Genomic DNA, 11,264 nt, shown 5'->3' on the forward strand with positions numbered 1-11,264 from the left:
CCCCACCGGTCGACGGGTTCGGACGGGTCCTACGCGGTTCCGTCGTCCTGGCCGGGGGGCAGGCCCGCTTCCTCGCGGTCCTCCTCGAGCCGCTCGTCGAGCTCCTGCTCGTCCGGGCGCCGGGGCATACCGCGTCCGTGCCCGCTGTCCGGGTCGCCTTCGACTTCCCCGTTCGACTTGTGGTGGGGCGCCATCGCTCTCTCCTTGCCGTGGCGCGGGCGTACGGGACCGGGTTCCCGCGGTGCGAGGGGTCCCGTCCACACTCAAACCCGGCGCCCGCCGCTCCGCAAACGGAGCCGGCGGGCACTTCACCAGGGCGTGTTCCCCCGCGTCCCCGGCCCGCCCGGGGGAGGGGGCGGCAGCTCCAGCGCCGATCCGATCGGCTGGTCGGGGTCGAGCTTCAGCCCCAGCCGGGGAGTGGCCCCGGAGAGCATGCCCCACAGGGCGTCACTGAGGAAGTGGGTCAGCTCGTCGAGGGAACTCCTCGACCCCGGACGGGCGGCCCACTGGTCGACCACCCCGTCGACCAGACCGACCATGCCGAACGCCAGGTTGAGCGTGAAGCCCGCCGGCGCCCTTCCGCCGCCGAGCATCTGCTCGGCGTACGAGTCGAGCAGGCGCGCCAGGTGGAGGGCGATGGCGGTGCGGGTGCCCGCGACGACCCGGGAACCGCTGAGGCGGTGCTCGGGCGAGCCGATGCCGAGGAACTGGTGGAGCCGGGGATGCTCCGCGACCCAGCCCGCGTAGGTGGCGGAGGCCAGCTCGATGGCCTCCCGGATCGTGCCCTTCGGATCGAGGGCCGGATAGAGCGAGGCCAGGAGGTCGTCGGCGATGCGCGCGCGGATCTGTTCGTCCAGGTCCTCACGGCTGCGGAAGATCCGGTAGACCACGGAGCGGGGTACCCCGGCCTCGGCCCCGATGGCCGCCACGCTGACCGGCGTCCCCTCCCGGCCGATGACGGCGAGGGCCGCGGTGAGGATCTGGTCACGGCGTTCGGCGCGGTGGCCGGTCCAGCGCGTGTCCCGGCCGTCGGGCCGGGCGTTGCCGTCTGTGTTCCTGTCCTCCGCCACGGCGTGGATCGTACCCGGCCGCTCCCGGCGGGCGGCACGCAGACGCTTCCCGGGGCTGGCCACATCGTGTTACCGCCGGTACCTTGGACGCAGTGACACAGGTAAATTCCGGAGCCGGACGCACACGTCCGGCCCTCCCGGGGACCGGCGGCGACGAGGACGGACGGTCCCGGAACCCGGTACGAGGCCAGGCGCGGGTCGGCGACAGAGGGGTAACGAGATGGAACACCAGCACGTCGATGTACTGATCGTCGGCGCGGGGCTGTCCGGCATCAGCGCCGCCTGCCACCTGGCCGACGGGAACCCCGGCACCACGTACGCGATCGTCGAGCGGCGTGCGCGGATCGGCGGCACCTGGGACCTGTTCCGCTACCCGGGCATCCGTTCGGACTCGGACATGTACACCTTCGGCTACGGCTTCCGCGCCTGGCACGGCACCAAGGTCCTCGCCGAGGGCACGGACATCCGCCGCTACGTCCAGGCCACCGCCGAGGAGTACGGCGTCACCGAGCACATCCGCTTCGGACTCAGGGCCGTCCGCGCCGACTGGTCGAGCGACGAGGGGCGGTGGACCGTCGAGACCCTGGACGAGGCCACCGGCGAGACCGGGCTCTGGACCGCCCGCTTCCTCGTGGGCGCCACCGGCTACTACGACTACGACGCCGGGCACCGGCCGGAGTTCCCCGGCGAGGAGCGCTTCGGCGGCACCCTCGTGCACCCGCAGCACTGGCCCGAGGACCTCGACCACACGGGCAAGCGCGTGGTCGTCATCGGCAGCGGCGCCACCGCCATCACCCTGGTCCCCTCGCTGGCCGGCACCGCCGCGCACGTCACCATGCTCCAGCGCTCGCCCACGTACATCCTGGCGCTGCCCGCCGACGACCCCGTCTCCACCGTCCTGCGCGGGCTGCGCGTCCCGGCCGGGCTCGTCCACCGCGTGGGGCGCGTCCGCAACATCGCGCTCCAGCGCGGCCTGTACACCCTGTGCCGCAAGGCCCCCCGCCTCATGCGCGCGGTCCTCCTCGGCGCGGTGCGGGCGCGGGTCGGCAGGAGCGTGGACATGCGCCACTTCACCCCCTCGTACAAGCCCTGGGACCAGCGGCTGTGCGTGGTCCCCGGCGGCGACCTCTTCAAGGCGCTCAAGGGCGGCGGGGCCTCGGTGGTCACCGACCACATCGAGACGTTCACCGAGACCGGCGTGAAGGTGGGGTCCGGCGAGGAGATCCCGGCCGACATCGTCGTCACCGCCACCGGCCTGCGGCTGCAGCTCGCCGGCGGCATGGAGATGGCGGTCGACGGCGAGCCCGTCGTCACCCGCGACCGCCTCCTCCACAAGGGCGTGATGCTCGAGGGCGTCCCCAACCTGGCGATGATCATCGGCTACACCAACGCCTCCTGGACGCTCAAGGCCGACCTCGCCTGCGCCTACTTCAGCCGGCTCATCGCCCACATGGACCGGCACGGCCTCACCAGCGCCACCCCCGTCGCCGCCGAGGACGACCGCTCCCCGGTCTCCGTCATGGGGGAGTCGCTGACCTCCGGCTACATCGCGCGCGGCGACGCGATCATGCCCCGCCAGGGCCTCCGGGACCCGTGGCGGATCTGGAACGACTACTACCGCGACCGCCGCGCCCTGCGGGACTCCCCGATCGAGGACCCCGCGCTCCGGTTCGGCCGGACCGCTCCCGAGGGACGGCCCGCGGACCGCAAGGACCGGACCCCGGCGGCCTGACGCCCCACCCACCACCCCTCCGGACAGCAGATCGCGAGAGACCGAGGACGACGATGACCACCAGCCAGGAGAGCTACCACGAAAGGCTCCGGACCCTGTCCGAGGCGTCGGTGCACATCCACTTCGACGCCTTCACCGACATCGACTGGGACAACCCCGAGTTCGCCATCGACCCGAAGGACCCCCGCTGGGTCCTCCCGGCCGCCGACCCGCTGGGCGGGCACCCGTGGTACCGGGCGCAGCCGCTGGAGGTCCGGACGAGGATCGGCCTGTGGCGGTACGCCAACATCGTCAAGGTGGGCATGCAGTTCGAGAACGTCCTCATCCGCGGGGTGATGGACTACCTCTTCTCGCTGCCCAACCAGAACCCGGAGTTCCGCTACCTCACCCACGAGGCGACGGAGGAGTGCCACCACACCCAGATGTTCCAGGAGTTCGTGAACCGCGCGGGCGCCGACGTGCCCGGCGGCAGGCGCTCCTTCCGGGTGGTCAGCCGCTTCCTGCCGCTGGCCGGCTCCCTGATACCGGAGGCGTTCTTCACCGGCATCCTCGCCGGCGAGGAGCCCATCGACCACCTCCAGAAGGCGATCCTGCGCGGCGGCGAGGACATCCACCCGCTGATGCGGCGGCTCATGCAGATCCACGTCGCCGAGGAGGCCCGCCACATCTCCTTCGCCCACGAGTTCCTCCGCGTCAAGGTCCCCGGCTACGGCAGGTTCCGCAAGGGCGCCCTCTCGGTGTCCTTCCCGGTGATCATGCGGGTGCTCGGCGACGTCATCATGGCCCCCGACCGGAAGACCGCCGAGAGGATCGGTGTCCCCCACTGGGTGATCAAGGACATCTTCTGGAAGTCCCCCGAGGGCGAGAAGATGCTCCGCGACCTCTTCTCCGACGTGCGGATGCTCGCCGAGGACATCGGCCTGATGAACCGGACCTCCCGGAAGGTGTGGCGGGCGCTGCGCATCGACGGCCGCCCGTCCCGCTACCGGGGCGAACCGGCCCCTAGGACCGCCTGAACCGCACCCGCCCGACGAGGGACGGCGCGCGGACCCGGTCCGCGCGCCGGTCCGGTCCGCGCGCCGTCCCGTCCCGTCCCGTCCCGTCCCGTCCCGTCCCGGTCCGGTCCGGTCCGGGCGCCGCGCGCCACCGGGCCCGTACGCCGTCCCCGCCCCGGCCGCGTCCGCCCGGCCCGTCGCGTCCGCCCGGCCCGTACGCCCCGGCAGTGCTCCGGCCCGCTCCGGCGCACCGGCCGCGGGCCGCCCACCTGTTCCGTGCACGTGAACGGAGAACCCTCCCCTCATGCCCTACGTCGTCACCCGGTCGTGCTGCGCCGACGCGTCGTGCGTCATGGCCTGTCCGGTCAACTGCATCCACCCCGCCCCCGGCGAACCGGGCTTCGGACAGACCGACATGCTCTACGTCGACCCCCGCACCTGCGTCGACTGCGGCGCCTGCACGACGGCCTGCCCGGTGGACGCGCTCAAGCCGCACACCGCCCTCGCCGAGGCGGAACTCCCGTTCCTCGAACTCAACCGGGCCTACTACGACTCCGCCCCGCACGCGGACCGCACGCCCATGTTCCTCGTGCCCCCGCAGCGCCGGGCGGCGACGGACGGCCTGAGGGTGGCCGTGGTCGGCGCCGGACCGGCCGGCCTCTTCGCGGCCGACGAACTGCTGCGGCACCCCGGCGTGAGCGTGACCGTGTACGACCGGCTCCCCACCCCGTACGGCCTGGTGCGGGCGGGAGTGGCGCCCGACCACCAGGACACCAAGCGGGTCACCGAACTCTTCCGGACCATCGAGAGCCAGCCCGGCTTCGCCTACCGCCTCAACACCCGCGTCGGCCACGACCTGCGCCACGAGGACCTGGTCCGCGACCACCACGCCGTGATCTACGCCGTGGGCGCGGCCGCGGACCGGCGGCTCGGCATCGACGGCGAGGACCTGCCCGGCAGCGTCTCCGCCACCGACTTCGTCGCCTGGTACAACGGCCACCCCGACCACGCCGGCGCCGCCCCCCGCCTGGACGGCGAACGGGCCGTCGTCGTCGGCAACGGCAACGTGGCCCTGGACGTGGCCCGCGTCCTGACCGCCGACCCCGACGCCCTCGCGCGCACCGACATCTCCGACCGGGCCCTGACCGCCCTGCGCGCCGCCCGCGTCCGGGAAGTCGTCGTGCTCGGCCGCAGGGGACCGGCCGAGGCCGCGTTCACCCTGCCCGAACTGATCGCGCTCGCCGCCCTCGACGGCGTGGACGTCCTCGTGGAGGGCTGGCCGGCGGACGTACCGGCGGACGCCACGCCCAAGACGGCGGTCCTCGCCGAACTCGCCGCCCGCACCCCCGTCCCGGGTCGCCGCCGCATCGTCCTGCGCTTCCTGGCGAGCCCGGCGCGCATCGAGGGCGACGACCGGGTGACCGGCCTGACCGTCGTGAGGAACGAGCTGCGCCGCGCCGACGACGGCACCGTGCGGGCCGTCCCCACCGACGACACCGAGACCCTCGACGCGTCGCTGGTCCTGCGCGCGGTCGGCTACCGCGCCGAGCCGGTCCCCGGCCTGCCGTTCGACGCGGGGAGCGGCACGGTGCCCCACGAGCGGGGCCGGGTCGAGCCGGGCGTCTACGTGACCGGCTGGATCAAACGCGGTCCCACCGGCTTCATCGGCACCAACAAGTCCTGCGCGGGGGAGACCGTCTCCGCCCTCCTCGACGACCTCGACGCCGGCCGGCTGACCGCCCCCGCCGGCACGCCGGCCGCCGCGGCCCGCCCGGACGCCGTCGACCTCGACGGCTGGCGGGCGATCGACGGCGCCGAACGCGCCGCGGGCCGCGCCCAGGGTCGCCCGCGCGTCAAGCTCGTCGCCCGGGACGACCTGCTGGCCGCCGCGCGCGGCGCGTCGCGGGACGGCCGTCCCGTCACCGTCTGAACCGGCGCCGCCGCCCGGCCGGAAGGCTCCTTCCCCTCCACCGCGACGGGCCGCCCGCGCCCGGCGGTCCGGCGGCCTCCTCCCGGAGCGGAGGCCGCCCGGGGCCTCACGCCGGGGGCCGCCGCCGCGTCGACGCCCGGGGACGGAAACGGGCCCTCGTGAGACGGGGCGCGACCGTCTCCCGGCCCGCGATCAGGGCCTGGAGGACGTCGAGCAGCGCCGCCGAACTCTCCACCGGGTTCAGCGCGAGCGCCGAGACGGCGGGACGGGCGGCGCGGGCGTGCTCGGAGTCCGAGCCCGCGGCCACCATGGTGTCCCCGGGCACCCGGACGCCCCGCGCCAGCAGACCGCGCTGGACACCGGCCGCGTGCCGTCCGGTGAGGCAGAAGACCGCGTCGGGCACGCCGTCCTCCACGATCCGCCCGGCGAGCTCCGCCCCGCCCTCGACGCCCGCGCGTTCGGGCAGCTCGTACAGCCGGGGCGTGCTGCCGCGCCCGGCGCACCAGTCCAGGTAGACGTCCTGGTGGTCCAGGTTCCAGGCGTTCGGGTCGGTGCCGCGCACCAGGGCGACGGTGCGGGCCCCGCCGGCCTCCAGGTGGGCCAGGACCCGGCGGGCCGAGGCCGCGTCGTCCTCCGAGACCCAGTGGACGAAGTCCGGACGCCCCGGCGGACGCCCGTAGGTCACGTACGGGATGCCGCGCTCCTCCAGGCGGGCGACGACCGGATCGTCCACGTGCGGGTTGGTGACGATGTACCCGTCCAGGGAGAAGGCGAGCGGCGGCACCGGCGTCCGCGTCAGGTCGGGCACCAGCATGAGGCTCAGGCCCCGGGCCAGGGCCTGCGAGGCGGCGGTGCCCACGAACCGCTCGAAGACGTCCACGCCGGCGGGCGCGTAGTCGCCCAGGGCGTCGAGGGAACGCAGCACCAGCCCCACCGCTCCCATCGTGGAGCGGCGCAGACCGCGCGCCAGGGCGTCGGCCTCGTACCCCATCCCGTCGGCGACGGCGCGGATGTGCGCGCGCGTGGCCGCGCTCAGGGTGCCCTTGTCGTTGAGCGCGTGCGAGACGGCGGTGATGGAGACCCCCGCCCTGCGCGCCACGTCCTTGATCGTGATGCCCCGTGACCGCGTCACCGTGCCGCCCGCCCCGGCCGAAACCGATGGTTCCCGAAGAGTTTTCCGAAGCATTGCATAAAACGTTTTACGTTCCTAGCTTGAAGCGCACCGCTCACCGTTCGTGAGCGACTCCGCCGGACGTTCCCGAGTCCGGCGTCCCGCCTTCGGAGGAACACCCGTGGACCTGCACACCCTCACGACCCGGACGACCGACCCCCACGAGCGCGGAACCCTGGTCGGCACCCGGTTCGGCGACAGCGTCCGGGGCGTCGCGGAGCTGTACCTGGAGCACTTCGCCGCCCTCGGCCTGACCGGGGAGCAGGTCCGCGCCGTCGCGGAGCGGAGCCACGAGGCCCTGCGCGCCTGGGCGCCGGGCCTGGCCGAGGAGTCGGACGCCTGCGCCGACGCGGCCGGGACCGCGCGCTGGAAGGTCGCCGCCGTCGGCGCCCGCACCGAAGTCCTGGCCGGATGCCCCGCGCCCGGCGGGGGCGAGTGCTCGACGGCGGTCTTCGCCCCCGCCGGGGCCGCCCCGCAGACCGTGCAGACCTGGGACTGGCACGACCGGCTCGTCCCCGGCGCGCTGCTGCACGAGCTGACGCCGGCCGAGGGCCGCACGGTGAAGCTCTTCACGGAGTTCGGCGCCCCCGGCAAGATCGGCGTCAACAGCGCCGGCCTGGGCGTGCACTTCAACATCCTCTTCCACACGTCCGACTCCGGCAGCGGCGGCGTCCCCGTGCACGCGGTCGCCCGGCGCATCCTCGACGAGGCCGACACCCTCGACCGGGCCGTCGAGATCGCCTCGACGGCCCGGGTCGGCGCGTCGACCTCGCTGACCGTGGTCACCGCCGACTCCTCGGCCGCCAGCCTGGAACTCTCCCCCGCGGGCCTCGCGGTGGTCCCGGCGGACGAGGACGGCTGGCTGCTGCACACCAACCACTTCCTCGACCCCGGTCTCGCGGCGGGGGAGGCCGGCCCGGCCGACTCGATGACGGCGGAACGCTTCGCCCACCTGCGCGAAGTGCGCGCCGCGATGCCGGGCCTGTCCCCCGCCGGGCGGGCCGAGGCCCTGTGCGGCAGCGCCGGGGCCGACGCCGTCGTCTGCATGCGCCCCGACGAGGGCAGGCCGCCGCACGAGCAGTGGGGCACCCTGCTCACCATCGGCCTCGACGTCACCCACTGCGCCCTGGACCACCTGGCCGGCCCCCCGCACGAGGCCGGGGCGAAGGGGCTCGCGCGCTTCTGAGGCCGCCCGGCTCGGCGCGGGGACCGCGCGGCGGAGAGGACCCCGACACCACGGCGGCCCGACCACCGGGGCGGGCGCGATTGGTTCTCCCGGCCAGGGGTACCAGGCGCACTGCCGCCGCGCGCGACGCGGCGGGAGGACGAGCCGAGGAGGAGACAGCACGATGGCGGGCAGCAAGGAGAACCAGGACGTGGTCGCGGCCATTCTGGAGGACCACCGCACGATGGAGGACCTGTTCCGCCGGATGCGGAGCGTCGAAGCCGACCGGGCCGCCGCGCTGAAGGAGTTCTCGGCCCTGCTCATCGCGCACGGCGAGGCCGAGGAGGCCGAGGTCTACGGAGCGCTCAAGCGCTTCAAGGACGTCGACAACGACGAGGTGGACCACGGCGTCGAGGAGCACGACGAGGGCAACAAGGCGCTCCTCGCCCTCCTCGGAGTGGACGACATCGGCTCCGACGAGTGGGACGAGCGCCTGGAGGAACTGGTCGGGGCGGTCACCCACCACATGGACGAGGAGGAGCGCACGATCCTCAACGACGCCCGGGAGACCGTCCCCGACGAGCGCAGGGCCGAACTGGGCGGCGCGTTCCTGAAGGAGCGCGCCCGGCAGCTCGCCTCGGACTGCGGCCGGGTGGAGAACGTGCGCCGGGTCGTGGGCGGGTGACCCGGGCCGTGCCCCGTGGACGGCCCGCCGGGACCGTCCACGGGGCACGGCTCATCTCCCCGCGCCGCCGTCGGCCCCCGTGGGCGCCGCGTCGCCGGCCAGGGGCGGGGTACCGATACCGGCGCCCCGGCCGAGACCTTCCAGGAACTCGCCGACCGCCTCCTCGGAGCTCCGCTCCGGCACCCAGCCCAGCTCCTCGCGGGCCCGCCCGGAGTCGAGCAGGGGCAGCCGCACGACCGCGTCGAACAGGCCGGGGTCCGCGGGCACGAGACGCAGGTGCCAGGCGGCGGCGAGCGCGGCACGGGCCGCCGCCGCGGGCACCGGGACGGTACGGGCCTCCAGGAGCCGGGCCATCACACCGGTGTCGAGCACCGGATCGGCCGCCAGGTTGAAGGACCCGCGCACCGGCCGCACCACAGCCGCCCGGTACGCCTCGGCCGCGTCGTCGGTGTGCAGGGCCTGGAAGCGCAGCCCCTTGACGGAGGGCAGCACCGGAAGCACCCCCGGCCGCACGGCGCGCCACGGCAGCAGGGGACCGGCGAAGATGCGGCGCTGCTCGCTCGCGGCCCCCTCCTTGAACAGGAAGGCCGGCCTCATCCGTACGACCCGCAGACCGGGGTGGGCGAGCTGGAAGCCGTCGAGGTAGCGCTCCAGGTACGCCTTCTCCCGGGTGTACACGGCGCCGGGCCAGCCGTGGGTGGGCCACGTCTCGTCGACGGGGCGCCCGTGGGAGGGGCCGGGGGAGTAGGCGCCGACCGAGGAGGCGTACACGAGGGCCTCCACCCCCGCCCGGGCACACGCCTCGAAGACCCTGACGCTGCCCAGGACGTTGGTCCGCCAGGTCTCGACCGGGTCGCGGGTGGGCCGGAACTTCCAGGCCAGGTGCACCACGGCGTCCGCTCCCGCGAACAGCCCGGCCAGATCGGGGCCCCCGGGGTCCACGTCCGCCGCCGCCCAGCGCACGCCGCCGATCCGGAGCGCGGGCACGCGCCGGGCGACGCCGAGGACGTCCGTGACCCGGGGGTCGCGGTCGAGGGCGCGGACCACGCTCGTACCGACGTTGCCGGTGGCCCCGGTGACGACGACCCTCATGACGCCCTCCTCTCCGCCGTGGCACGCCGGACGGGGTGGCGGACCGGGGCGGGCGAGGGGAGGGGGCGGCACGGCGCACCGGCACGGAAGAGGTTCATGACGCTGTCCGATCGCGGGAAACGGGTGGGAAACCGGGGCCGTCGCGCCGCCGGCTCGGGGGCGGAACGGACCACGCCCTGCGAGTGACCGCGCCGGGTACGCCGTAAACGCCGTGCCCGTCAGGTCCCGGGCAGCATCTCCACCTCGAACCAGACGGTCTTGCCCCCGTCGCGCGGTACGCACCCCCAGGCGGCCGCCAGCCGTTCGAGGAGGTGCAGACCGTGTCCCGAGGCACGGCTCGGGGAGTGGGGGCCGCGGGGGAGGGGGCGCACCGGACTCGTGTCGCTGACCTGGACCGACAGGCGCCCCCCGGCGCGGCCGAGCCGCAGCTCGTACGGCACGCCGCCGTGGGTCAACGCGTTGGTGACGACTTCGGAGACCAGGAGCAGGGCGTCCCCGACGGCGACCTGCCCGGCGGCGGCGAACCACTCGCCCAGCGCCTGCCGCGTGAGGTCCCGGCACGTTCCCGCCAGCCCGGGTTCCTCCGCCAGCGCGTACCGGTGGGCGTCGGTGGCCACGGGATGTACGGGGTGTACGGGGTGACCGTTCATACGCTGCGGGTGCCCCGGCCGCCCGTGCCGAACCCCGCCGAGACGGCCGGGAAACCCCGGCCGCCGGCTTTCCGCCCCCGTCCGCGCGGGGGCGGTGCTCCGCGTCCCGTCCCGTGTCCCGAATCCCTTCCGCAACCTCCTGACTCACAGGAATGCGGCCACTGTTCTCGGAAAGATGTAAAAGAGCGGAAAGCGTGAGAGGAACGGTGAAATCCATGCAGAACGTAGATCCGGGGAACGAAGGGCCCGAGTCCCGACAGGGCCATGGCTGACGGCGGAGGAGGAGTCCAGGTGCGGAGGCTGAGGGTGCGCGGGGTGCGGGGCGTAGTGACGCGTTGCCGGGATTTCACCGCCGAAGCGTTGGCGGACTGGGGATGGATTCCGGCGAGGAACGACGCGGAGCGGGAACGGGTGGAGGACGTCCTGCTGCTCGTCTCGGAGGCGGTGACGAACGCCTGCCTGCACGCGGGGGGGCCGGAGGAGTTCGTGCTGCGGCACGGTCCGGGGCGGCTGCGGGTGGAGGTGGCGGACGGGAACTCCGAACCGCCGCGCGCCCAGGAGCGGCGTTCACCCGCGCTGCCGGGCGGACACGGGCTGATGGTCTTCGACCGGCTGGCGGGGGCCTGGGGGTGCGAGGAGAGGGGTTCGGGGCGGGCCGGGAAGGTGGTGTGGCTGGAGGTCAGTGGTCCGTGGGGGTGTCGGTGAGGAGGGCGGTTTTGAGGTCTTTGAGGATGCGGGTGAGGAGTCGGGAGACTTGCATTTGGGAGAGGCCGA

At 74.4% G+C, this 11,264-nt stretch carries 11 protein-coding genes; 6 read left to right on the forward strand and 5 right to left on the reverse strand.

Annotated features, from left to right (window positions below; translation table 11 throughout):
* Positions 1-29: 29 nt before the first annotated feature.
* Together ACFYZY_RS19580 and ACFYZY_RS19585 are read right to left on the reverse strand one after the other, a co-directional pair.
* On the reverse strand, positions 30-194 hold the full coding sequence (locus tag ACFYZY_RS19580) for a hypothetical protein (protein ID WP_388695540.1): 165 nt from the start codon (positions 192-194) through the stop codon (positions 30-32).
* A 114-nt stretch (positions 195-308) separates the two neighbouring features.
* Positions 309-1,070, reverse strand: a complete 762-nt coding sequence (locus ACFYZY_RS19585; protein WP_388695541.1) for a TetR/AcrR family transcriptional regulator — start codon at positions 1,068-1,070, stop codon at positions 309-311.
* A 220-nt stretch (positions 1,071-1,290) separates the two neighbouring features.
* Between ACFYZY_RS19585 and ACFYZY_RS19590 the strand changes: the two genes are divergently transcribed.
* The 3 genes from ACFYZY_RS19590 (at position 1,291) to ACFYZY_RS19600 (ending at position 5,727) form a co-directional block, all read left to right on the forward strand.
* On the forward strand, positions 1,291-2,802 hold the full coding sequence (locus tag ACFYZY_RS19590; protein WP_388695544.1) for a flavin-containing monooxygenase: 1,512 nt from the start codon (positions 1,291-1,293) through the stop codon (positions 2,800-2,802).
* A 53-nt stretch (positions 2,803-2,855) separates the two neighbouring features.
* Positions 2,856-3,818: a diiron oxygenase gene (locus tag ACFYZY_RS19595; RefSeq protein WP_388695545.1), complete on the forward strand. Its 963-nt coding sequence runs from the start codon at positions 2,856-2,858 to the stop codon at positions 3,816-3,818.
* Between the two features lie 283 nt (positions 3,819-4,101).
* Positions 4,102-5,727 carry an FAD-dependent oxidoreductase gene (locus ACFYZY_RS19600; protein WP_388695547.1) on the forward strand — a complete coding sequence of 542 codons (1,626 nt, stop codon included), beginning with the start codon at positions 4,102-4,104 and terminating at the stop codon, positions 5,725-5,727.
* Between the two features lie 106 nt (positions 5,728-5,833).
* Here ACFYZY_RS19600 and ACFYZY_RS19605 read toward each other — a convergent pair whose 3' ends face one another.
* Positions 5,834-6,826, reverse strand: coding sequence for a LacI family DNA-binding transcriptional regulator (locus ACFYZY_RS19605; protein WP_388695550.1), 993 nt, complete (start codon positions 6,824-6,826; stop codon positions 5,834-5,836).
* 193 nt (positions 6,827-7,019) lie between these two features.
* On the opposite strand from ACFYZY_RS19605, the gene ACFYZY_RS19610 reads away from it, so the two are divergent.
* Positions 7,020-8,084, forward strand: a complete 1,065-nt coding sequence (locus ACFYZY_RS19610) for a C45 family autoproteolytic acyltransferase/hydolase (protein WP_388695552.1) — start codon at positions 7,020-7,022, stop codon at positions 8,082-8,084.
* 163 nt (positions 8,085-8,247) lie between these two features.
* Positions 8,248-8,748, forward strand: coding sequence for a hemerythrin domain-containing protein (locus ACFYZY_RS19615; protein ID WP_388695555.1), 501 nt, complete (start codon positions 8,248-8,250; stop codon positions 8,746-8,748).
* Between the two features lie 51 nt (positions 8,749-8,799).
* Here ACFYZY_RS19615 and ACFYZY_RS19620 read toward each other — a convergent pair whose 3' ends face one another.
* A complete protein-coding gene (locus tag ACFYZY_RS19620) occupies positions 8,800-9,840 on the reverse strand; it encodes an NAD-dependent epimerase/dehydratase family protein (RefSeq protein WP_388695557.1) in 1,041 nt (346 codons plus the stop codon).
* 218 nt (positions 9,841-10,058) lie between these two features.
* The gene (locus ACFYZY_RS19625) at positions 10,059-10,457 is read right to left on the reverse strand and encodes an ATP-binding protein (RefSeq protein WP_388695560.1); all 399 of its coding nucleotides are present in this window, start codon (positions 10,455-10,457) and stop codon (positions 10,059-10,061) included.
* A 393-nt stretch (positions 10,458-10,850) separates the two neighbouring features.
* On the opposite strand from ACFYZY_RS19625, the gene ACFYZY_RS19630 reads away from it, so the two are divergent.
* Entirely contained in the window at positions 10,851-11,195 is a 345-nt protein-coding gene (locus ACFYZY_RS19630) for an ATP-binding protein (RefSeq protein WP_388695563.1), read from the forward strand.
* Positions 11,196-11,264: the final 69 nt, after the last annotated feature.

The organism is Streptomyces sp. NPDC001744, from assembly GCF_042892575.1.
Classification (GTDB): Bacteria; Actinomycetota; Actinomycetes; order Streptomycetales; family Streptomycetaceae; genus Streptomyces.